The sequence below is a fragment of the Synechococcus sp. A15-44 genome (assembly GCF_014280115.1).
Taxonomy (GTDB): Bacteria; Cyanobacteriota; Cyanobacteriia; order PCC-6307; family Cyanobiaceae; genus Parasynechococcus.
Map to the genome: position 1 here is coordinate 420,706 of NZ_CP047938.1, position 17,377 is coordinate 438,082.

The following is a 17,377-nucleotide window of genomic DNA, read 5'->3' on the forward strand; positions in this document are numbered from 1 at the left end:
AAGTCAACGAACCGATTCAACGAACTGTGGCCAGGTTGTTCTGTTCCTGATCGGCGTTCAGTGTTTCCAGGGTCGACACGAAGTCGTCAATGCCACGGAACTGGCGGTAAACCGATGCGAAGCGGATATAGGCCACTTCGCTGATCTGCTTGAGATCCCTCAGCACAAACTCACCGATTTCAGTGCTGCTGACTTCCTTGCCGTTGCGTTGCTGGAGTTTCAGTTCGAGCTCTTCCACGAGGGATTCGAGCCGAGATGTGTCCAAGCCTGTTTTCTCGCAAGCTCGATTCAAGCCGTGCAGCAACTTGCTGCGACTGAAGATTTCCCGGTTGCCGTTGCGTTTGATCACCGTGATCGGAACGGTCTCCACCCGTTCGTAGGTGGTGAAGCGAAATTCACAGTTGAGGCATTCACGCCGTCGTCTCACGCTGCGTCCACCATCCGCTGCCCTGGATTCGAGAACGCGACTATCTGTGTTTTGGCAGGAGGGGCACTGCATCCCCGAGGGCATCAATTAGTTGCACCAACTGTAGACAGTGATTTGAGACTTGAGAAGGGCCTCGTGGACATCAGTCTCATTTGAGGATTGCGTCGACGGCTGTTGCTGACGTGAGACTGCTTTGATCCGCTCGTGTGGACGAGACCGGCTTGCGACGGCGGGTGATGGAAAGCATGAAAAAACCCCGCCGAGGCGGGGTTTTGGGAGATTAAATCACTTACCGATTTTCGGCGGATCGCGGAAGGCGATTGCGAAGAAGAGGGTGGCAATCGCGAGGGTAAGGATGAGGACGTAAGCGAAGCTTTCCATCGTGTTGTTCCTAGAGGGCGATCAGTTGAGAGGAGTTCCAGCGGGGGGAACGTAGCCCTCGGGCAGGCGACGGGTGGACTTGTCGCCCAGTTTTTGGAACAGGCCGAATTCCACCTGATCGCCGAGGTCGGGATCAATACCAGCGAACACGTCGCGGTACAGGGTGCGGGCACCGTGCCAGATGTGGCCGAAGAAGAACAGCAGCGCGAAGGTGGCGTGGCCAAAGGTGAACCAGCCGCGTGGCGAGCTGCGGAACGTGCCGTCAGAGTTGTAGGTCTCACGGTCGAAGTCGAAGGCTTCACCCAGCTGAGCCTTACGGGCAAGACGCTTCACGTCGGCAGGGTCAGTGAAGGTCTGGCCATCCAGTGCACCACCGAACACCTTGGCGGTCACGCCCTGTTGTTCGAAGGAGAACTTGGCTTCCGCACGACGGTAAGGAATGTCGGCACGGACGATGCCCTGCTCATCTTCCAGAACGACAGGGAAGTTCTCGAAGAAGTTCGGCAGACGACGGACTTCGAGGTTGCGACCTTCTTTGTCGCTGAATGCAATGTGACCAACCCAAGCGGTTGCCAGACCATCGCCGTTCACCATCGGACCCACGCGGAACAGACCGCCCTTGGCAGGGCTGTTGCCGACGTAGTCGTAGAAGGCAAGTTTCTCAGGGATGGCCTCGAAGGCTTCTTCCTGGGTCGCGCCATCGTCCATCGCGGTTTGAACGCGACGGTTGATCTCAGTTTTGAAGTAGCTCTGATCCCACTGATAACGGGTGGGGCCAAACAGCTCGACAGGGGTTGCTGCAGAGCCGTACCACATGGTTCCAGCCACGATGAAAGCGGCGAAGAACACGGCTGCGATGGCGCTGGCCAGAACGGTTTCGATGTTGCCCATCCGGAGCGCTTTGTAGAGACGCTCGGGCGGACGAGTGGTGATGTGGAAGATGCCGGCAATGATGCCGACGATGCCAGCAGCAATGTGGTGGGCAACGATGCCACCGGGATTGAAGGGGTTGAAACCTTCGGGGCCCCAAGACGGTTGAACAGCCTCGAGGTGACCTGTTAGCGCATAGGGGTCAGAAATCCACATCCCTGGCCCGAAAACGCCAGTGAGGTGGAAAGCACCGAAGCCGAAGCAGCCGAGTCCAGCGAGAAGCAGGTGGATTCCGAAGATCTTCGGCAGGTCGAGAGCAGGCTCGCCGGTGCGGGGGTCCTGCCAGATCTCAAGGTCCCAATAGGTCCAGTGCCAGATGGCGGCCAGCATCATCAGGCCGGAGAAAACGATGTGAGCGGCAGCGACGCCCTCGAAACTCCAGAAGCCGGGATCAACACCCGTTTCACCAGTGATGCTCCATCCACCCCAGCTGCCGGTCACGCCAAGGCGGGACATGAAAGGCATCACGAACATGCCCTGACGCCACATCGGGTTCAGGACAGGATCAGACGGATCGAAAATGGCCAGCTCATAGAGAGCCATGGAGCCGGCCCAGCCGGCTACGAGGGCTGTATGCATGAGGTGCACAGCCAGAAGGCGGCCCGGGTCATTAATGACAACGGTGTGCACCCGATACCAGGGCAATCCCATGGGTCAGGTTCGGGGGACAAGACTGCTTATGCAGCCAGACATGGGCGATCGTAAGGGCTTCAGTCCATCGGGCGGGGGAAAAGTGACCTGCCCGCAACGGTCAGTGACATGAAAGTCAGGACCCTGCTGTTCACAAAACGCAATGCTTCGGCCCATGATGGGGGTTGGTTGCTTGTGAGCTCATGCCCGTTATCCGGTTTGTTCGCGAAGGGCGTGATGTGGAGTGTTACCCCGGTGAGAATCTGCGTGAGGTGGCCCGTCGCGAGGGCATCGAGCTCTACGGCCTGAAGGGGCAGCTGGGCAACTGCGGAGGGTGTGGTCAGTGCATCACCTGCTTCGTTTCTGTGGTGGACGAAAACAACGCCGATGCGCTGACGGCACGCACTGCCGTCGAAGACAGCAAGTTGCGCCGCCGACCCCAGGAGTGGCGCCTGGCATGCCAGGCCCTGGTGGAGAAGTCCGTCATGGTTCTCACCCGGCCTCAGGTGAGGCTCGCCAATGCCGATTCGAGATTGGCTGCCGCCAGGCAGGCCCCGCTGCCGGCGGGTCCCACGGCATGGCCAGCGCCTCCGGCCAGTGAGCTCGATGAGGAGGACCAGGATGGGGGCGATGGCGACGGCCGAGATGCCAAGGCTGCTACCGCCGGTGACGAGGCCTAGGGCAGACGCTCCCCAGGCCTCTTGTCGGTGATACCTTCGCCTGGATCCCTCCAACGGCCATGGAAACCAACGATCTCGGATTCGTCGCCAGCCTCCTGTTCATCCTGGTTCCGGCGATCTTCCTGATCGTGCTCTACATCGGCACGCAGAACAACGAGGCCTGATTCAGCCTTGTTCAGGCTCACGCACCAGCAGCACAGGGGCTGGTGCGTGCACTCGGATGTAGTCGCTGACTGATCCGCCCAGAAGCTTGTCCAAATCCACCAGTCCTCTGGCGACAAGAGGACGTCGGTCCTGAGAGGCTATGACCACCAGGTCGGCGTTGCATTCCGATGCAGCCAGGCAAACGCTGCGACCGATGTCCTTCCCTTCGGCGTGGATGGCTTTCATGTCGACGCCGAAACCCCTGGCCCGCTGAACAGCGGCGTCAAGAACATCGTCTGCTTTTGTGCGGCCTCCCCGGGAGGGTGCTGACTCCTGGCGTACGACATGAACGCCGGTGAGCGTTCCGCCAGGGATTTCACGCACCAGTTCGCAGGCCGTGCGCAGAGCGTCGTCCCCAACGCCTGTTCCGTCGATCGTCACCATTACGCGGTTGACATGCTTGACGTAGAGGTCGTCCCGCACCAGCAGCATCGGCCGCGTGGACAGCTGAAAGACGTATTGGCTGGTGCTGTTGGCCAGGATCGATTGAAGCCGTCCCAGGCCGCGGGATCCCATCACGATCAGGTCGGCCTGAACCTCATCGGCAACCTTGAGCACGGTCTGCTTGGTGTCGCCCTCGCGAATCAAGGTGCTCACGCTCGACGGGCTGAGTCCCATGCGCGTGATTGCGCTGTTCAAGAGGTTTTCTGCTTCGTCGCGATGGCCGTCGGATTGCGACTTGCTTTGCTCCGACACCACATGCAGCAAATTGATTTTTGCGGCCTTCAGGCTGGGAATGTCCTGGAGCATCCGGATCATTTCCTCGACGTGACCCTTGCCCGAGTCGGCAATCAGAAGGTTCCTGAACACAGGTGGATGAAGCAGTCTCTGCGGAAGCCTATGGGTGGTTGCCTCCGTGGAGAGAAGCTGATGTCACAGCGTTACGCGGATCATGTACACCCTGACCAAGCGTGTGCTGCCACAGCACACCGATTACGCCGGTGTGATGTGGCATGGGGCCTATGTGCAGTGGCTTGAGGAGGCCAGGGTTGAGGCGCTCCAGGCTGCGGGCCTTGGCTATGCCGCCATGACCGCGATGGGTGTCGATATGCCGGTGGTGTCCCTTCACCTGGATTACCGCCAGCCGCTCCGGCACGGCGACGAAGTGTGTGTTGAAAGCCGATGCCCTGGTCAGCAGGGGGTGCGCTGGCCATGGATCTCACGCTTTGTCTGCGGAGACGCGGTGGTTGCGGAGGCGTCGGTGAATCTTGTGATGGTGCGTGAGGGGCGCGTGCTCAGGCGCGTGCCGGCGCAGCTGCAGGAGGTGATGGATCAGCTGGTGCGCCAATCGCTCTGAATCGAACCCTGAGCCACCGCTGCCGTGCTAGTACACATGTACTTGCTCGGGGCTGGTGCGGGGGTGGTGGTGGCTCTGGACCTGTTGCCCTGGCTTGGGCAACGCCCGCATGGCTGATCTGCGCAGGCTCTGCCGCGATCAAGCCATCGGCCCTGATCAGCTCTGGGGGTGGCCGATCGAACGCTTGGGCCAGGCGCTGGCTTGGCCGGCGCACTGTTTGCGCGACGTTGAGCGTTACAGGTTCGAGCGCGGGGCTGCTCCGAAGCTTGACGTGCCTGCTTGTGCCCTTTTGCCGGGTGATCCTGATTGGCCCTGTTGCTTGGATGATCTGCACTCACCCCCTTCCGGGCTCTACGTCGAAGGGGATCGATCGCTGCTCCGGCACATCCATGCCCGCACGGCCATCGCGGTGGTGGGTACGCGTTCCGCTTCGGACCATGGTCTTGCCATGGCTGAAGAGCTGGGCCGTGGTCTGGCCGAGGCGGGTTGGCCCGTCCTTAGTGGGCTTGCGGAAGGGATTGATGCTGCAGCCCATCGCGGCTGTTTGGCCAGAAACGGTGCACCCATCGCGGTGTTGGGGACACCCTTGGACCGTGTCTATCCAGCCCACCACCGATCGTTGCAACAGCAGGTCGGCAGGCAAGGGCTGTTGATCAGTCCGAGTCGGTCCGGCTGCCGTGTGCGCCCAGGGCACTTCGCGGCGCGGAACCGTTGGTTGGTGGCCTTTGCCCAGGCGCTTGTGGTGGTGGAGTGTCCGCAACGCAGCGGAGCATTGATTTCGGCCCGCTGGGCGAGCCGGATGCAGTGCCCCATATGGGTGGTTCCGGGGGATGCCCGCCGTTGGTCCTGTCGGGGCAGCAATGCCCTGCTTCGCGATGGTGCAACTGCCTTGATTCACCCTGAGGATCTGCTCGCTTCCATTGGCGAGGGCCCGTTGAGGTCAGAGGAGTCACGCGGCAAGCATCAGCGGTTGATGGAGGCCATTGGCTCAGGGGCGACCTTTGATCAGCTGGTGCTTCGTTTGCAGTGCTCCCCCGCTGAGCTGGCCCCCCAGCTTTTGGCGCTCGAATGTCGGCGCGAACTGCTGTGTGAATCTGGATTGCATTGGCGCAAGCCTCGGCCTTGAGAGACTGCACAACCGTTGCCGGCACTGATGTGTTGCAGTGGCGGCGCCGACAACTCGCCCGGGGTGGCACCGCGGCTGATCTGGATTGGTTGCTTGATCTGGCCGCTGGTCTTCGTTGGGCCAGCCTGCAACGGCTGCTGCTGGACCCCACGCGCACCGTCGCCCTGGAGAAGTCTTTTGAGGCGCTCTCTGAGCTGTGGGAGCGTCACCTTCATGGGAATGTTCCCCTCCAGCACCTGGTTGGGCTCTGTCCCTGGCGGGATGTGCTGCTTGAGTCGTCGCCTGCCGCCTTGATTCCCCGTCAGGAAACGGAACTGCTGGTGGATCTGGCCATGAGCCAGTTCAAAGCCACCCCTCCCGCTCGTTGGGCTGACCTCGGCACTGGTTCAGGAGCCATCGCTGTGGCTCTGGCCCGTGCCTGGCCCACGGCACCAGGGCATGGCGTCGACCTCAGTTCCGATGCCTTGCAGTTGGCAGAACGCAATCTTGAGCGTTGCGCCCCGCATCACAACTGTTCGCTGCACCTCGGGTCGTGGTGGTCTCCCCTCAAGAGCTGGTGGGGAAGCCTGGATTTGGTGGTCAGCAATCCTCCATACATCCCCAGTGCTGTGGTTGACGGTCTGGAGGCTGTGGTGCGTGACCACGAACCTCACTTGGCGTTGCTTGGGGGAGCAGATGGCTTGGATGCGATCCGCAGCGTGGTGGATGGCGCCCTAATGGGGCTGTCGCCCGGGGGCTGTCTACTACTCGAACACCACCACGACCAGAGCGCTCAGGTGACGCAGCTGCTGCGGGATGCCGGCTTGGTGGAGGTCAGAGCGGCCGCTGATCTTGAGGGGACCCTTCGCTTTGCGCTTGCTTGCAAACCTGCCGCATCAAGCTGATGCAACGCCTGTGATGAAGGAAGGATTCATGCCTGCTCCGGTTCTGGCCGCCTCCGACCTGGCGCTGCGGCTTCGTGCCGGTGAAGCCGCCATCATTCCCACCGACACGCTGCCGGGCCTAGCGGTGCTTCCCGATCAAGCCCAGACCCTCTGGCGCTTGAAATGCCGACCAGCCGATAAGCCCCTCATTTTGATGGGTGCATCCGTCAATGACTTGCTCCACGAGGTTGAGGGGCCCTGCCATCGGGAGGTTGAAGCTTTGGCTGAGCGCTATTGGCCTGGAGCGCTCACGCTGGTGTTGCCTGCCCGTGATGACGGTGCAGGCCGGTATCTCAACCCCGGTGGAACAACCCTGGGCTGCCGCATTCCGGCCTGTGAGCAGACCCGCGCACTGCTTCAGATCAGCGGGCCGTTGGCCACCACCAGTGCCAATCGCTCCGGTGAACCCGCCAGCATGACCGCAGCAGAGGCGGCTCTGGTTTTCCCTGATGTCGCGCAGCTGGGTCCGCAGCCCTGGCCTCAACCCTCGGGCCAGGCCAGCACGGTGTTGGTCTGGGTGGAGGACGGACGCTGGCGCCTGGCGCGCCGGGGTGCTGTGATTCCAGCAGGGGTTGAGGTGCTCGAGTGATTTCGCTTGTTGGGCTCTGCCTGCTGGTGATGGCCTTGCTTCATTGGGTGCTGGAACCCCTTGAAGCGGTCTTCACCTGGACGCTTCAACTGAATCTTCTCCCCTGGCTGTTGGGGGTGTTCTTCATCTGGCTGCTGGCGGGCGAATCAGACCGCAGTACGTCGCCCTGATCCAGATCAAGCCGGCTAACGGATTTGAACCGATGGCCTTCGCTTTACAAAAGCGCTGCTCTACCGCTGAGCTAAGCCGGCATGGGCTGCATCGTACCGGCTGCCAGGCGATTCAAGGCGGGGTCTTGATCGCTGATCAGCCAAAGCACCAGCTCGAGTCGATTGCGACATCCGCTTTTCCGGAGTGCCCTGCTGATGTGGCACTCAACGGTGCGATGACTGATCACCAACCGCTGGGCGATGGCTCGGTTGTTGAGGCCTTCGAGCAACAACAGCACCACCCGCTGTTCAGCGGGGGTGAGGAGGTTCGGGATTCGAGGTTTCAAGCTTGAGCAGGTTGCTGCTCAGAGGGTTCCACCTTTGCGGGTTGGGCGATCGGGCGACGGATCGGCAGGTTGGCCACCAGGGCGGTGACGCGATCTTCCGTCTCGAGGCTCACATCACCTTCAGCGAGGTCGATCTCCACGTAGCGGGCCACCACTTCGAGGATCTCGCGCCGCATTTGTTCGAGCAGCTCCGGATTGAGGTCACTGCGGTCGTGGGCCAGCACCAACTGCAGCCGCTCTTTGGCTGTTTCTGCACTGGCGGGCTGACGGCGCAGGAGTTTGTCGATGAATTCCTTGAGTGTCATCGCCTCAGAAAATCCGGGTTTGCATCAGCTTGCGCATCCTGGCGCGGAGGCCGCGGCGGGCCTGGGAGGGGTCCATCAGAGGAATGTCTTCACCCTGAAGCCGTTGAGCGATGTTGCCGTAGGCCTGGGCCGCTGGGGACGAGGAATCACTCAGGGTCAAGGGTTCACCGCGGTTGGTGCTCACGATCACCTGTTCGTCTTCAAAAACAAGCCCCAGAAGAGGTAACGCCAGAATGTCGGTGACGTCGTCCACTGAAAGCATTTCCTGGTTCGACATCATCTTCGGCCGCACCCTGTTGAGCACGAGCTGCACCGGCTGAACGCCCTGGGTGTTCAGAAGCCCGATCACCCGATCAGCGTCCCGCACGGCGGCCACTTCCGGGGTGGTGATCACCACTGCTTCTCGGGCTGCGGCCGCGGCATTTTTGAACCCGTCTTCGATGCCTGCCGGGCAGTCGATCAACACGTAATCGAACTGGCGTTCCAGCAGCGCAACGATGGCCTGCATGTCCTTGGGCTTGAGCCACTCGAGCATCCGAGGGTTGCCCGCAGGGAGCAGGGCCAGATTGGGCTCCTGCTTGTGCTTCACCAGGGCTTGCTCCAGCCGGCAGGTCTCGGCCAGCACCTCCTGAGCGGTGTAGACGATGCGGTTCTCCAGGCCCAGGAGCAGATCGAGGTTCCTCAGACCGAAGTCCGCGTCCAGGACCACGGTCTTGGCGCCTTGGCGAGCAAGGGCGATCCCAAGGTTGGCTGTGGTCGTTGTTTTTCCGACACCGCCTTTGCCAGAACAGATGAGGATGGTTCGGGTCGTCGACACCAGGGTTCTGCTTTGGTGCGGCCAGAATAATCTGGCTTTTGGGCCTGACAACGACGTCAGCGTTTTTGAAAGCTCTGGATGACGGCGGGTTCAATGGCGATCACGCCATCCTTGAGCTCGGCCTGTTCGGCCAAACCCGTCTGGGGCAGATCCTCGGGGCCTCGGGCGACAACGTCAGCAATCCTCAGTTGCAGTGGCCGCAGCTGCAGGGCAACGATTTTCGCGGTTGTTGACCCCTCACATCCGGCATGGGCCACGCCCCGCAGGCGACCCCACACCAAAACATCAGCGGCTGAACTGATCCGCGCTCCGGGATTCACATCGCCATAGAGAAGGATGGTGCGCTCGCTTTGGAGATGGTCACCGGAGCGCAGGGTTCCGTGGTGAAACAACAGTTCGGAAGGGGCTGTCGTCACAGGATTGGGCTGGGGTTCACGGCTGGACGGCGTGTTGGACCGGCTTGCGTCCAGTCCCAAGGCTGAAGCACTCACAACGGTCTCGGCTGCCTGGCCGGTGATGCGTCCGAGTTGATGGCCTGCTTCGCTCACGGCGGCGCACAAATCAGCGAGGTCGCTGCAGGTCAGGACCCAGTCCCCGCAATCGAGATCAACAATCGGCTGGGAACACCTGCTCAGCAGATCCGGCAAACGATCCCTCCAGTGATCAAGGCGCTGGTCGGGAAGCCTCAAGGTCATGGCTGCTTCACGCTGCTGCTGCTCGGGGCCATTCAACGTCCATCTCCTGCCTGAGCTCGTTGCTGATGTCGCGGGGGTGAATCAACCAGGAGGTTGCCGCCGGGGTCGCCAGACTTGCGACCAGGGGAGAGGCTTTCTCCAGGGCTTGGAGTTGTTGCCCGTCCCAGAGGCGCAAGCCGCCTCGATAGGGGTGGTACCCGCGCAGCTGTTGATGACGCAATCCGCAGCAGAGTTCAGGGTCGTGGCCATGACGATCGGCCAGACGCCTTGCTGTTGCGAGCAATTGCAGTTGATCCGCCGGGGAAAGATGTTCAACGGCCGTTGCTTTGAGCAGGCGTCGATCCAGGAAACGCCCACTCAGTTCAGCCAGGGCTGCTGGCGCTTCGGCTTGCCAGCGCTGGAGGTGGTAGCCGGTGCGTTGGTCATCGTTGGCGAGGAAGTCCTCCAAGGGAATCTGGTCTGGTTGCCAGAGCCAGTTGGCCATCACCTCATCAGCCCACACCTGCTCAGGCCCCAGTTGTCGTGCCGTCAGGATGAGTTTTTCCAGCAGCCAGTTGCACACCACATTCAACCGGTGGTTGTAGACGCTCCTGTACATGAGGTTTCTCACCACCAGGTAGTGCTCCACAGCCATCAGACCCTTGGGATGAATGGCCATGTCCCCGTCAGGGGCCAGGGTCAGTGCTCCCAGGATGCGGTCGAGATCCAGTTGCCCGTAGCGCGTTCCGGTGCTGTAGCTGTCGCGCAGGAGGTAATCCAGTCGGTCACAATCCAGCTGACTGCTGACCAGGTGTTTGATCAGGGGGTGAGGGCTGCGTCCATGCTCCAGCAGGTTCGCCACCGCCTCAGCCGTGCCGGATGCATGGCTCTCAAGACAGTCATGGATCTCTGGGTGATGCCGGATCACCCGCGCGGACCACGCTTCATGGCGCAGGCCAAACATCTCTTCGCCGGTGTGGCTGAGGGGGCCATGGCCAATGTCATGGAGCAAAGCAGCTCCGTAGAGCAGCCCCCGATACGTCTCCAACTCGGGTGCCAACGGCAGCATCCGCTCAAACGCACGGCGTGCCAGATGAAAGACCCCCAGCGAGTGGGTGAATCGACTGGATTCAGCGCTGTGAAAGGTGAGGTAGGCCGGACCCAGCTGGCGGATGCGTCGCAGGCGCTGGAATGGCGCCGTGTCCACCAGGTCCATCACCATTCCCTCGGCTGGGGCTTGGCGGTCAAGACCAATGCCGCGATGCAGAGGGTCGTGATAGGTCCGCTGGCTCATGCCTCGGTGTCGTCAGCGGGTTGTTCCAGCAGGGCCTCCATCCATTGCTCAGCTTCCGAGAGCCAGCGATCACCGTCACCGCCGGGGTTCAGGGGTTCTGGATCTGATAACCCACGATCGGGAGCGATGCCTTCCCCTTGGATGTCCCGTCCACTCGGTGTCACGTAGCCAGCAACGGTCACGGCGAGGCCGCTGCCATCACTGAGGTTGGTCAGCGTTTGAATCAGCCCTTTGCCGAACGTCTGTCCTCCGAGAAGGGTGGCGCGTTCGTTGTCCTGAAGGGCGCCAGCCAGGATTTCACTCGCACTGGCCGTCCCTCCGTTCACAAGGGTGACCATCGGTCCGTCGTACACCGTCTGAAGACTGGCCTGGATGGTGTCATTGATGCCCTCGCGGTTGCGGGTTTCAACGATGGCGCCACCGGAAAGGAAGTCGTCGGCGACCGCCAATCCAGCGCTCACCAAGCCGCCTGAGTTGTTGCGGAGGTCGAGCACCAATCCTTCGATCTCTTTGTTTTGCAGTTCTGAAAGGGCTTCTTTCACCTGTTCGGGAACTCCTTCGCTGAATTGGGTGATCCGCAGATAGCCAAGGGTGTGGCTGCCGCTGCGCAAGCGTCTTGTGCGCACCGGCCTGAGGTCCACGCTGCGGCGTTCCAGGGTCAGCTCGTTTGTTTCACCGCTGCCGTTGTCCAGCGTCAGCACCACCTGCGAACCCACGTCTCCACGCAGCGCTGCCACGGTTCCTTCCAGACCCAGATCCACCACGTCCTTGCCGTCAACAGACAGCAATTGCGTGCCACTGGTGATCTCCGCCTCGCCGGCAGGTGAACCCTCGAGGGCAGAAATCACCACAACACCATTGCTGCTTTCATCCGGCCCGAGTTGCAAGCCCACACCGCTGAGGCTGCCGTTGGTGCTGTTCTTCAGCGCCGTGTAGTCCTCTGGACGAAGCAGCCGCGTGTAGGGGTCGCCCAGCTGAGCCAGCATCGATTCGATGGCTGCATAGGCATCGTTGCTGCTCTCGATGCTGCGTTCCATGGCCTTCTGTCGTTGACGCTTCCAACGCACCGCATCAAGTTGCTCTGGGTTCCAAAAGCCCTGGTTCACAAGCCGCCAGCTGTCCACCACGAGCTGTTGTGTGTCGCTCAGTGCAACGGCTGTGCAGGCGCTGCCCAGCACCAAAAAGCAGCAAAGAGACGCTGCGATCAGTTGCCTCAGCGCCTGAAAACCTCTGCGCCGCAGCCAGTCTGAAAGATCGTTAACAGTTGGATACATCGCGGTGGGTTCGCCTCAGTGGCAGAAGCGTGCTCAGTAGACTTTCGCAACTCGAGCCCGCTTGTGCATGGCGAACTCATCACCGGTTTACGACTGGTTCCAGGAACGTCTGGAAATCCAGGACATTGCTGACGACATTGGTTCCAAGTACGTGCCCCCCCACGTCAACATCTTTTATTGCCTGGGGGGCATCACGTTGGTGTGCTTCCTGATCCAGTTCGCGACTGGGTTCGCGATGACCTTCTATTACAAACCCACCGTTGCTGAGGCTTACAAGTCGGTTGAATACCTGATGACCGACGTCAGCTTCGGTTGGCTGATCCGCTCTGTGCACCGCTGGAGCGCATCAATGATGGTGTTGATGCTCATCCTCCATGTGTTCCGCGTGTACCTCACCGGCGGCTTCAAGCGTCCCCGTGAGCTCACTTGGGTCACAGGCGTGACCATGGCAGTCATCACCGTGTCCTTTGGTGTGACCGGTTACTCCCTCCCCTGGGACCAGGTTGGTTACTGGGCCGTGAAGATCGTCTCCGGCGTCCCTGCTGCCATCCCTGTTGTTGGCGATTTCATGGTGGAACTGCTTCGCGGTGGCGAAAGCGTTGGCCAGGCCACGCTCACTCGCTTCTACAGCCTTCACACCTTCGTGATGCCCTGGCTGCTGGCGGTGTTCATGCTCATGCACTTCCTGATGATCCGGAAGCAGGGCATTTCTGGTCCCTTGTGATCTGCGTTCCTACTGTTCCCTCAACACCTGGACTAAACGATGCACATTCTCAAGAAGCCTGATCTCTCTGATCCCAAGATGCGGGCCAAGCTCGCCAAGGGCATGGGTCACAACTATTACGGCGAGCCTGCCTGGCCTAACGATCTCCTCTACATCTTCCCGGTGGTGATCCTCGGCACCATCGCCTGTGTGGTTGGTCTGGCCGTCCTGGATCCAGCCATGCTCGCTGACAAGGCTGATCCCTTCGCCACCCCTCTGGAAATTCTTCCTGAGTGGTACCTCTACCCCGTGTTCCAGATTCTGCGGGTTGTTCCCAACAAGCTTCTGGGTATTGCTCTGCAAACCCTGGTTCCCCTGGGCCTGATGCTTGTTCCTTTCATCGAGAGCTTCAACAAGTTCCAGAACCCTTTCCGTCGTCCCGTGGCGATGACTGTCTTTCTGACCGGAACCCTTGTCACCATCTACCTCGGTATTGGTGCAGCACTTCCGATCGACAAGTCCCTCACCCTCGGACTGTTCTGATCCGTTCTTTGAGTTCAGCTCATAGACCCCGGCTCGTAGAGCCGGGGTTTTTTTGTGCCATGGCTGCGGTGGTTCGTCAGTGACCCATCGATTCGTCGAGGTTGAGCATCAGCACGTCGTCTGGGTTGACGTGGAGAAAGTGGTGCATCAGCAGAAAACCAACGATGGTCCAGGTCTGATAAGTGCGTGATTGCTGTCCAACCCAGGTTCCCGTGGGGCCATCGAAATATTCAGCCCACTGCTGACGGGGCAGTTGGTTGAGATGGCTCCAGTAGCACTCGTCCAACAGCGTTTTCATTTGCCCCATCAGCAACACGTCGGCCTGGGGATTCAGCCGTTCGTGCAGAAGGATGGACGCACCAAAAAACCAGAGCAGGCTCGGCCAGTGGCCACCGTTGTGATAACTCCAGGGCCAGTTCTTGGGGTCGGAGCCCGTTTTGTTCTCCCATTCCACGCCCTCCATGGGGGGATGACAGATGCGCATCGGCATCTGGGCCATGAGGTGGTCACGGTTGTGCAGCACCAGTCGGAACAGGGCCCGTTGCTGTGGCGCGGTCAGTAACCCGAACAGTGATGCCAGGGAATTTCCCAAGGAGTAGAAGCGGAAATCCGGTCGTCCGGTCCGCATGTTGCCGATCATGTAACCGCCACGGTTTTCGAGCCAGTCCTGCAACCAGTCGGGGATGACCTGGGGTTGAACGTTGAATTCGTTGTGGTGCTGGTTTTCGCCGTACTGCTCCGTGGGCCGTCGCCGAAGCACCTGCATTGTTTTGCTGGTCACCCAGTAGTGCTTCAGCAGGAACTGCCGCAAGTCATGGGTCCATTGCCGGCTCAGCCGCAATCGTTCCCCCAGAAGAACGCTGTTCTCGTGGCGTTGGCAGAGTTCCATCAGCCCAACGCAGCTGCGCAGCGCTGCGAAGAGCAGCACCTCCACTTCCAGTGGAGCGCCCCACACGTCCATGGGGCGATCAATCATGAACGCGCAGTCCGGAACGAACAGCACTGGTGTGCCTTCGAAGCTGGGGTGAAGAACCAGATCCAGCAGCAGTTGCAACCCCCGTTGCACTTCCGGACTCCGGCCAAAGTCGACGTCCCCACTGCGTTTGACGTAAATCCAGCAGAGAATCGGCCACCAGAGGCTTGCATCGACCGAGGTGATTCGACCAATCGAGCGTTGGCCGTAGTCCGCGACCAGTTCTCCCTCTTCCTCCACAAAACTGGTGGGGAAGACACCGCGGGTTTGAACGTTGGTGCTTTGGAGCTGGAGGCTGACGCTCAGGAACTGCTTCACGATGGCGAAGCGTCCTTCCAGCATCAGGTAGATCATCACTGGGACGTTGTCCCGCAGGAAGATTTCGCCGTAGTTGAGGGCGTCGTCAGAGCGGCGATGTTCCATCGCGGCAACGCTGCCGGCGAGTTCCCCTTGAACGCCAATCAGCGTGGCTTCGAAGTGTTCCCGTGCTTTTTGCAGCACCTGCCCTTCATTTGAGTTGGGGCGGAAGCGCTGGCTTTGTTCGGTGAAACGCGTTGGCATCGCGGTGTCCTCCAATTGAAACGTAGTTCTGGCAACGGGTTTCGCCAGTGGAAGCAACCCTTCAGATGTTCCGTGGGGTGTGCCTATTGCGAGAGCGGGGGATGTGGTGTTATAGTTTTGTCTTGCGCGGGAGCCGAGAGGCTGCTGTGCAGGCTGAAGCGCTTGAGGCGAAAGTCTTGATGTGTCTGAGGCGACTTACGAGACCAGAAGGGAGCGATCCCACGGTGTTGTAAGTTCATCAAGCGGTCGCGAGAGGCCGCGATGACCAACCAACCGATCTCCTGAGAGGGAGTGAAGAGAGGTTTGGTCGCACCTGGACAATTGAAAAGTTTAGGAACTGACGCTTTTATCGCGTTTGGATCTGAGCCGAACCGCGAGGTGAGGTGAGGGTTCGAATGAAAGAGCGATGAAGGTGTGAGGTCCCGTCAAAAAATTTCGTTGCGAAGAAGCAATTCGCTGCAACGGGAGGGTTTTCACGAGCTCTCTTGTTGCCGGTGTGCGAATTGTGGAGCAACAACCGGATCTGAGATCCCGGAAAGTCATTGACAGAGAAATCTAGAGATGCACTCTTAAGAACCCTTTTGTGTCAGCGAAAGGAGGCCTCAACTGTTGCCAGTTTTCACTGAGTAATGGGTGACGCAAATCATTTTGAGGACGTGAGAACGTCTAAGAGGAAATGATCTACAACGGAGAGTTTGATCCTGGCTCAGGATGAACGCTGGCGGCGTGCTTAACACATGCAAGTCGAACGAACCTTCGGGTTAGTGGCGGACGGGTGAGTAACGCGTGAGAATCTGCCCTCAGGAGGGGGACAACAGCTGGAAACGGCTGCTAATACCCCATATGCCGCGAGGTGAAATGAATTTCGCCTGAGGATGAGCTCGCGTCTGATTAGCTAGTTGGTGTAGGTAATGGCTCACCAAGGCATCGATCAGTAGCTGGTCTGAGAGGATGATCAGCCACACTGGGACTGAGACACGGCCCAGACTCCTACGGGAGGCAGCAGTGGGGAATTTTCCGCAATGGGCGAAAGCCTGACGGAGCAACGCCGCGTGAGGGATGAAGGCCTCTGGGCTGTAAACCTCTTTTATCAAGGAAGAAGATCTGACGGTACTTGATGAATAAGCCACGGCTAATTCCGTGCCAGCAGCCGCGGTAATACGGGAGTGGCAAGCGTTATCCGGAATTATTGGGCGTAAAGCGTCCGCAGGCGGCCCTTCAAGTCTGCTGTTAAAAAGTGGAGCTTAACTCCATCATGGCAGTGGAAACTGTTGGGCTTGAGTGTGGTAGGGGCAGAGGGAATTCCCGGTGTAGCGGTGAAATGCGTAGATATCGGGAAGAACACCAGTGGCGAAGGCGCTCTGCTGGGCCATCACTGACGCTCATGGACGAAAGCCAGGGGAGCGAAAGGGATTAGATACCCCTGTAGTCCTGGCCGTAAACGATGAACACTAGGTGTCGGGGGAATCGACCCCCTCGGTGTCGTAGCCAACGCGTTAAGTGTTCCGCCTGGGGAGTACGCACGCAAGTGTGAAACTCAAAGGAATTGACGGGGGCCCGCACAAGCGGTGGAGTATGTGGTTTAATTCGATGCAACGCGAAGAACCTTACCAGGGTTTGACATCCTGCGAATCTCTTGGAAACAGGAGAGTGCCTTCGGGAACGCAGTGACAGGTGGTGCATGGCTGTCGTCAGCTCGTGTCGTGAGATGTTGGGTTAAGTCCCGCAACGAGCGCAACCCACGTCTTTAGTTGCCAGCATTTAGTTGGGCACTCTAGAGAGACTGCCGGTGATAAACCGGAGGAAGGTGTGGATGACGTCAAGTCATCATGCCCCTTACATCCTGGGCTACACACGTACTACAATGCTACGGACAAAGGGCAGCAAGTTCGCGAGGACAAGCAAATCCCATAAACCGTGGCTCAGTTCAGATCGTAGGCTGCAACTCGCCTACGTGAAGGCGGAATCGCTAGTAATCGCAGGTCAGCATACTGCGGTGAATACGTTCCCGGGCCTTGTACACACCGCCCGTCACACCATGGAAGTTGGCCACGCCCGAAGCCGTTACTCCAACCCTTGTGGAGGAGGACGTCGAAGGTGGGGCTGATGACTGGGGTGAAGTCGTAACAAGGTATCCGTACCGGAAGGTGCGGATGGATCACCTCCTAACAGGGAGACAACACAATGATTTTGATGCCTGAGTGCTTTTATTCTTAGGCCGAAATCCTGTCACCTTAGGTCGATCGGTACCTCAGCTTTGAAGTCATGGATCAGCAGCAATGTTGATTGCTTGATGGAGATTTTCAGTTCCTAAACTTTGTCTAGGTCACACCCCAAAAGGGATGAGACTCCTGGGCCATTAGCTCAGGTGGTTAGAGCGCACCCCTGATAAGGGTGAGGTCCCTGGTTCAAGTCCAGGATGGCCCATTCGGTGTTGGGGGTTTAGCTCAGTTGGTAGAGCGCCTGCTTTGCAAGCAGGATGTCAGGAGTTCGAGTCTCCTAACCTCCACTGACCGAACTTGATTCCCATCTCCAATTTTTTGGAGTTGA

Annotated in this window: 20 protein-coding genes, 3 tRNA genes and 1 rRNA gene; 12 read left to right on the top strand and 12 right to left on the bottom strand. The window is 59.6% G+C overall.

Going from position 1 to position 17,377, the window contains the following annotated elements; all coding sequences use genetic code 11:
• Positions 1–16: 16 nt before the first annotated feature.
• The 3 genes from nrdR to psbB form a co-directional block, all read right to left on the bottom strand.
• The gene (gene nrdR, locus SynA1544_RS02270; RefSeq protein ID WP_186515413.1) at positions 17–499 is read right to left on the bottom strand and encodes a transcriptional regulator NrdR; all 483 of its coding nucleotides are present in this window, start codon (positions 497–499) and stop codon (positions 17–19) included.
• Positions 500–712: 213 nt separating this feature from the next.
• A complete protein-coding gene (locus tag SynA1544_RS02275) occupies positions 713–808 on the bottom strand; it encodes a photosystem II reaction center protein T (protein WP_011128841.1) in 96 nt (31 codons plus the stop codon).
• 21 nt (positions 809–829) lie between these two features.
• A complete protein-coding gene (psbB, locus tag SynA1544_RS02280; protein ID WP_186514688.1) occupies positions 830–2,389 on the bottom strand; it encodes a photosystem II chlorophyll-binding protein CP47 in 1,560 nt (519 codons plus the stop codon).
• Between the two features lie 182 nt (positions 2,390–2,571).
• Here psbB and SynA1544_RS02285 point away from each other — a divergent pair, with 182 nt between their 5' ends.
• Together SynA1544_RS02285 and psbM are read left to right on the top strand one after the other, a co-directional pair.
• Entirely contained in the window at positions 2,572–3,048 is a 477-nt protein-coding gene (locus SynA1544_RS02285) for a 2Fe-2S iron-sulfur cluster-binding protein (RefSeq protein WP_186514689.1), read from the top strand.
• Between the two features lie 59 nt (positions 3,049–3,107).
• On the top strand, positions 3,108–3,212 hold the full coding sequence (gene psbM, locus SynA1544_RS02290) for a photosystem II reaction center protein PsbM (RefSeq protein WP_025362091.1): 105 nt from the start codon (positions 3,108–3,110) through the stop codon (positions 3,210–3,212).
• 1 nt (position 3,213) lies between these two features.
• Here psbM and SynA1544_RS02295 read toward each other — a convergent pair whose 3' ends face one another.
• Positions 3,214–4,062, bottom strand: a complete 849-nt coding sequence (locus tag SynA1544_RS02295) for a universal stress protein (RefSeq protein WP_186514690.1) — start codon at positions 4,060–4,062, stop codon at positions 3,214–3,216.
• Between the two features lie 82 nt (positions 4,063–4,144).
• Between SynA1544_RS02295 and SynA1544_RS02300 the strand changes: the two genes are divergently transcribed.
• From SynA1544_RS02300 to SynA1544_RS02320, 5 genes are all read left to right on the top strand, one after another.
• Entirely contained in the window at positions 4,145–4,549 is a 405-nt protein-coding gene (locus SynA1544_RS02300; RefSeq protein ID WP_186514691.1) for a thioesterase family protein, read from the top strand.
• Between the two features lie 109 nt (positions 4,550–4,658).
• On the top strand, positions 4,659–5,675 hold the full coding sequence (locus tag SynA1544_RS02305; RefSeq protein ID WP_186514692.1) for a DNA-processing protein DprA: 1,017 nt from the start codon (positions 4,659–4,661) through the stop codon (positions 5,673–5,675).
• Positions 5,672–6,559 (top strand): peptide chain release factor N(5)-glutamine methyltransferase, encoded by an 888-nt coding sequence (prmC, locus tag SynA1544_RS02310; RefSeq protein ID WP_255477685.1) that lies wholly within the window; start codon positions 5,672–5,674, stop codon positions 6,557–6,559. The genes SynA1544_RS02305 and prmC overlap by 4 nt, the downstream gene beginning before the upstream one ends.
• Positions 6,560–6,587: 28 nt before the next feature.
• The gene (locus tag SynA1544_RS02315; protein ID WP_186514694.1) at positions 6,588–7,187 is read left to right on the top strand and encodes an L-threonylcarbamoyladenylate synthase; all 600 of its coding nucleotides are present in this window, start codon (positions 6,588–6,590) and stop codon (positions 7,185–7,187) included.
• Positions 7,184–7,357 carry a hypothetical protein gene (locus SynA1544_RS02320; RefSeq protein ID WP_170951286.1) on the top strand — a complete coding sequence of 58 codons (174 nt, stop codon included), beginning with the start codon at positions 7,184–7,186 and terminating at the stop codon, positions 7,355–7,357. Before SynA1544_RS02315 ends, SynA1544_RS02320 begins: the two co-directional genes overlap by 4 nt.
• A 9-nt stretch (positions 7,358–7,366) precedes the next feature.
• On the opposite strand, the gene SynA1544_RS02325 is transcribed toward SynA1544_RS02320, so the two are convergent.
• From SynA1544_RS02325 to ctpZ, 7 genes are all read right to left on the bottom strand, one after another.
• Positions 7,367–7,438, bottom strand: a tRNA-Thr gene (locus SynA1544_RS02325).
• Complete coding sequence (locus tag SynA1544_RS02330; RefSeq protein WP_186509837.1) at positions 7,429–7,683, bottom strand: helix-turn-helix transcriptional regulator; 255 nt, start codon at positions 7,681–7,683, stop codon at positions 7,429–7,431. Before SynA1544_RS02330 ends, SynA1544_RS02325 begins: the two co-directional genes overlap by 10 nt.
• Positions 7,680–7,988 (bottom strand): cell division topological specificity factor MinE, encoded by a 309-nt coding sequence (minE, locus tag SynA1544_RS02335; protein WP_006851856.1) that lies wholly within the window; start codon positions 7,986–7,988, stop codon positions 7,680–7,682. The genes SynA1544_RS02330 and minE overlap by 4 nt, the downstream gene beginning before the upstream one ends.
• A 4-nt stretch (positions 7,989–7,992) precedes the next feature.
• The gene (minD, locus tag SynA1544_RS02340) at positions 7,993–8,805 is read right to left on the bottom strand and encodes a septum site-determining protein MinD (RefSeq protein WP_006849989.1); all 813 of its coding nucleotides are present in this window, start codon (positions 8,803–8,805) and stop codon (positions 7,993–7,995) included.
• 56 nt (positions 8,806–8,861) lie between these two features.
• Positions 8,862–9,500: a septum site-determining protein MinC gene (gene minC / locus SynA1544_RS02345; protein ID WP_186515414.1), complete on the bottom strand. Its 639-nt coding sequence runs from the start codon at positions 9,498–9,500 to the stop codon at positions 8,862–8,864.
• Between the two features lie 7 nt (positions 9,501–9,507).
• Positions 9,508–10,773: an HD domain-containing protein gene (locus SynA1544_RS02350; RefSeq protein WP_186514695.1), complete on the bottom strand. Its 1,266-nt coding sequence runs from the start codon at positions 10,771–10,773 to the stop codon at positions 9,508–9,510.
• Positions 10,770–12,047: a carboxyl-terminal processing protease CtpZ gene (ctpZ, locus tag SynA1544_RS02355; protein WP_186514696.1), complete on the bottom strand. Its 1,278-nt coding sequence runs from the start codon at positions 12,045–12,047 to the stop codon at positions 10,770–10,772. Before ctpZ ends, SynA1544_RS02350 begins: the two co-directional genes overlap by 4 nt.
• Positions 12,048–12,114: 67 nt before the next feature.
• Between ctpZ and petB the strand changes: the two genes are divergently transcribed.
• The gene (gene petB / locus SynA1544_RS02360; RefSeq protein ID WP_011363493.1) at positions 12,115–12,771 is read left to right on the top strand and encodes a cytochrome b6; all 657 of its coding nucleotides are present in this window, start codon (positions 12,115–12,117) and stop codon (positions 12,769–12,771) included.
• A 39-nt stretch (positions 12,772–12,810) separates the two neighbouring features.
• On the top strand, positions 12,811–13,293 hold the full coding sequence (petD, locus tag SynA1544_RS02365; RefSeq protein ID WP_006851144.1) for a cytochrome b6-f complex subunit IV: 483 nt from the start codon (positions 12,811–12,813) through the stop codon (positions 13,291–13,293).
• Positions 13,294–13,369: 76 nt separating this feature from the next.
• Here petD and SynA1544_RS02370 read toward each other — a convergent pair whose 3' ends face one another.
• Positions 13,370–14,827 (bottom strand): glycoside hydrolase 100 family protein, encoded by a 1,458-nt coding sequence (locus SynA1544_RS02370; protein WP_186514697.1) that lies wholly within the window; start codon positions 14,825–14,827, stop codon positions 13,370–13,372.
• A gap of 683 nt (positions 14,828–15,510) precedes the next feature.
• Here SynA1544_RS02370 and SynA1544_RS02375 point away from each other — a divergent pair.
• The 3 genes from SynA1544_RS02375 to SynA1544_RS02385 all read left to right on the top strand — a co-directional run bounded on the left by SynA1544_RS02375 (position 15,511) and on the right by SynA1544_RS02385 (position 17,336).
• A 16S ribosomal RNA gene (locus tag SynA1544_RS02375) occupies positions 15,511–16,996 on the top strand.
• 184 nt (positions 16,997–17,180) lie between these two features.
• Positions 17,181–17,254, top strand: a tRNA-Ile gene (locus SynA1544_RS02380).
• 9 nt (positions 17,255–17,263) lie between these two features.
• Positions 17,264–17,336 (top strand) — tRNA-Ala (locus SynA1544_RS02385).
• Positions 17,337–17,377: the final 41 nt, after the last annotated feature.

Bases quoted from the DNA above. Each gene is read 5' to 3' on its own strand.
- nrdR (WP_186515413.1), bottom strand. From the start codon at position 499: ATGCAGTGCCCCTCCTGCCAAAACACAGATAGTCGCGTTCTCGAATCC.
- SynA1544_RS02275 (WP_011128841.1), bottom strand. From the start codon at position 808: ATGGAAAGCTTCGCTTACGTCCTCATCCTTACCCTCGCGATTGCCACC.
- psbB (WP_186514688.1), bottom strand. From the start codon at position 2,389: ATGGGATTGCCCTGGTATCGGGTGCACACCGTTGTCATTAATGACCCG.
- SynA1544_RS02285 (WP_186514689.1), top strand. From the start codon at position 2,572: ATGCCCGTTATCCGGTTTGTTCGCGAAGGGCGTGATGTGGAGTGTTAC.
- psbM (WP_025362091.1), top strand. From the start codon at position 3,108: ATGGAAACCAACGATCTCGGATTCGTCGCCAGCCTCCTGTTCATCCTG.
- SynA1544_RS02300 (WP_186514691.1), top strand. From the start codon at position 4,145: ATGTACACCCTGACCAAGCGTGTGCTGCCACAGCACACCGATTACGCC.
- SynA1544_RS02305 (WP_186514692.1), top strand. From the start codon at position 4,659: ATGGCTGATCTGCGCAGGCTCTGCCGCGATCAAGCCATCGGCCCTGAT.
- SynA1544_RS02315 (WP_186514694.1), top strand. From the start codon at position 6,588: ATGCCTGCTCCGGTTCTGGCCGCCTCCGACCTGGCGCTGCGGCTTCGT.
- minE (WP_006851856.1), bottom strand. From the start codon at position 7,988: ATGACACTCAAGGAATTCATCGACAAACTCCTGCGCCGTCAGCCCGCC.
- minC (WP_186515414.1), bottom strand. From the start codon at position 9,500: ATGACCTTGAGGCTTCCCGACCAGCGCCTTGATCACTGGAGGGATCGT.
- SynA1544_RS02350 (WP_186514695.1), bottom strand. From the start codon at position 10,773: ATGAGCCAGCGGACCTATCACGACCCTCTGCATCGCGGCATTGGTCTT.
- ctpZ (WP_186514696.1), bottom strand. From the start codon at position 12,047: ATGTATCCAACTGTTAACGATCTTTCAGACTGGCTGCGGCGCAGAGGT.
- petB (WP_011363493.1), top strand. From the start codon at position 12,115: ATGGCGAACTCATCACCGGTTTACGACTGGTTCCAGGAACGTCTGGAA.
- petD (WP_006851144.1), top strand. From the start codon at position 12,811: ATGCACATTCTCAAGAAGCCTGATCTCTCTGATCCCAAGATGCGGGCC.
- SynA1544_RS02370 (WP_186514697.1), bottom strand. From the start codon at position 14,827: ATGCCAACGCGTTTCACCGAACAAAGCCAGCGCTTCCGCCCCAACTCA.